General features: G+C 47.5%; 3 protein-coding genes and 1 pseudogene. All 4 read right to left on the bottom strand.

Features of this window, described 5'->3' with window-relative positions:
• Nucleotides 1-319, bottom strand: a 319-nt coding sequence (locus AC1DUA_RS36270; protein WP_477504342.1) for a sigma-E processing peptidase SpoIIGA, incomplete at its 3' end; no start/stop codon positions are given.
• Nucleotides 320-344: 25 nt separating this feature from the next.
• A complete protein-coding gene (locus AC1DUA_RS36265; protein ID WP_477504341.1) occupies nucleotides 345-581 on the bottom strand; it encodes a sigma-E processing peptidase SpoIIGA in 237 nt (78 codons plus the stop codon).
• A gap of 234 nt (nucleotides 582-815) precedes the next feature.
• Nucleotides 816-1823: pseudogene (gene ftsZ, locus AC1DUA_RS36260) on the bottom strand (cell division protein FtsZ); the annotation flags it as partial.
• Nucleotides 1757-2689 (bottom strand): cell division protein FtsA (gene ftsA / locus AC1DUA_RS36255; RefSeq protein WP_477504340.1); only part of this gene is annotated, 933 nt, incomplete at its 5' end. The gene ftsA and the pseudogene ftsZ, both read right to left, overlap by 67 nt.

Below are 2689 nucleotides of genomic sequence, written 5' to 3'. Positions count from 1 at the left end.
CTTGATAGGAGCCGTCACTGCAAAGCTTTCCTCCGTCGAGTCCGATAAGCACCTTAGATGCTTCAATTTGCGTACTATTATGGGTAATCACCACCTTATCCGGTTTAATGGCCAGCATGAATTGGGTGTTCCGATTAACGCCCCGATAAGGCACTAGACGCAAGCGGTCCTGCCAAACGAACTCTTCTACACCCAAACCGCTTATGATTTGATCAACGTCAGCTGACCGAATCCGCTGCAGCCATTCTACAGGTAGTACATCGCCCCATTCCGACACTTCCATGACCATCACAGGGGTGCGCGTTAGTGGATCATACAATTGGTTTCCAGTATCAATTAATCCTTTACAGGAGGCCGTGTAGTCTCCTACTCCCTATACAAAACATACATTTCACAGAAAATGTAAAAAGAAACAAGGGCACCGGCAAGAACATAATGACGACATAGGAGGCTCCTAAGAACGACGAACCTACGATTCTCCACCACTTGAACGGTATTTTCCGCGTTTTGGCCGTTACGATCAGCATGGCCGCATCCATCAGAAAGTTCAGCAGGAAAATGAGATCCGCGTAGACGATCACAATGTCCTCACCTCCATGATAGATGCTTTTCCAACCATTTTCCTGACGAAACTTTAAGGTTCTAAATCAGTATAGGGCAATCCTAGTTCAAAGTCTGTCTAAACTTGCTAGTAGGCTACTACTTTTTTTGTCAGTTGACGCGGCCTTTTGCTAACTAGAAAAGCCTTCAAAACAACAAAAAACCGAAGCCCCTACATGACGTAGGTCTTCGGTCTCTTTACACATTTCGTGTAATTATTTGTCGTTATTCCGCCCGCGATTGCGCAGGAACGTCGGAATATCTAATTGATCGTTTGATGGCTGTGAGCCAAAAGGTTTGAGGTTGTTCAGTCGGTCGGAAGAAACGGATGGCGAGGATTGTGGTTGTTCTTGCTGCCCACTTACGGGACGCTTAACTTGTTGAGACAGTGGTGAAGCTCTGTGCTCGAAACCAGTAGCAATGACCGTTACCAGAATTTCGTCTTTCAGCTTGTCATCAATGACGGCTCCGAAAATCATATTCACTTCAATATCGGAAGCTGATGCCACGATATCTGCTGCTTCATTGACTTCGTACAAGCTGAGGTTCACACCGCCTGTGATATTCATCAGAACCCCACGAGCGCCTTCGATCGACGTCTCCAACAATGGCGAGGAAATCGCCTTTTTCGCTGCTTCAGCCGCACGGTTTTCACCTGTTGCCACTCCGATTCCCATCAGGGCGGAGCCGCGTTCAGTCATGATCGTCTTCACATCGGCGAAGTCCAAGTTAATTAAACCAGGAACCGCGATCAAGTCGGAGATCCCTTGTACACCTTGACGAAGTACGTTATCCGCTTCGCGGAAAGCTTCGAGCATAGGCGTCTTCTTATCTACGATTTCCAAGAGACGGTCATTAGGAATAATAATGAGAGTATCAACTTTCTCTTTCAGTGCAGCAATCCCTTGCTCTGCTTGCAGAGAACGTTTGCGACCTTCAAATGTAAACGGACGCGTAACAACACCAACGGTTAATGCGCCCACTTCTTTGGCGATTTCAGCAATAACAGGAGCAGCTCCAGTTCCAGTACCGCCACCCATACCTGCAGTAACGAATACCATGTCTGCGCCGCGAAGCGTGTTCAGAATCATCTCCCTTGACTCTTCTGCCGCTTTCTTCCCAACATCCGGGTTAGCGCCTGCGCCAAGACCACGCGTTAGCTTGTCCCCGATTTGTAGTTTATGCACCGATTTGGAGAGATGCAGAGCTTGAGCAATTGTATGATGCCAACACCACTTGTGTAAGAAGGATCACGCACTCCGATGAAATCTGGAACGGCAATACGAACAGACGTAGCGAGTTCAGCTTGTGCAATAGCGAGTACACCTGGCATACAAACAGTTCCGCCCGTGAGCACATACCCACCGGCTAAATCGCCATATCCCAGACGATGCACTTCTGCACGTATCATTTGGAAAATTTCTTCAACGCGGGGTTCAATAATATTCGCAAGATCAACTTGCGAAAACTCTTTTTCCACATTGCTTCCCATACGCGTAACCTTAAACATTTGATCGGGGGCTGAGTCTTCTACCGATGCGCAACCGTATTTCAGCTTTATTTTCTCTGCGATTTCGAGCTGAGTACGAAGACCTATCGAGATATCATTACTGATATACTCACCGCCGATTTGAATCGTTGATGTGGCTGTCAGATTCCCTTGTTCAAACACAGCGATCGTCGCTGCACCTGCACCAACATCAACCAGAACAGTTCCAACTGATTTCTCATCCTTGGAAAGAGCTAACTGTCCGGATGCAAGCGACATCAAGATGAGGCCTGCGACCTTAAGTTCGGACTTTTCCACAACACGGATTAGATTATGTATCCCCGTCTTCGCGCCTGTGATAATCGTCGCTTCCACTTCTAAGCGAACGCCGATCATGCCGCGAGGATCGTTAATGCCTTCTTGTCCATCCACTAAGTATTGCTTGGGTACGACTCCAATAATTTCACGCTCGGGAGGTAATGCGATGACTCTTGCCGCTTGAATAACACGATCAATATCCTCTTCCCCGATCTCTCGGTCTTCATTGGAAACAGCGACAACACCGTGACTCGATTGAAGAGCAATATGATTCCCTGAAAT

This window comes from Paenibacillus sp. 01T422, assembly GCF_056398785.1.
Note: the sequence above shows the minus strand (reverse complement) of the source record. Positions and strands in the feature narration are given on the sequence as shown.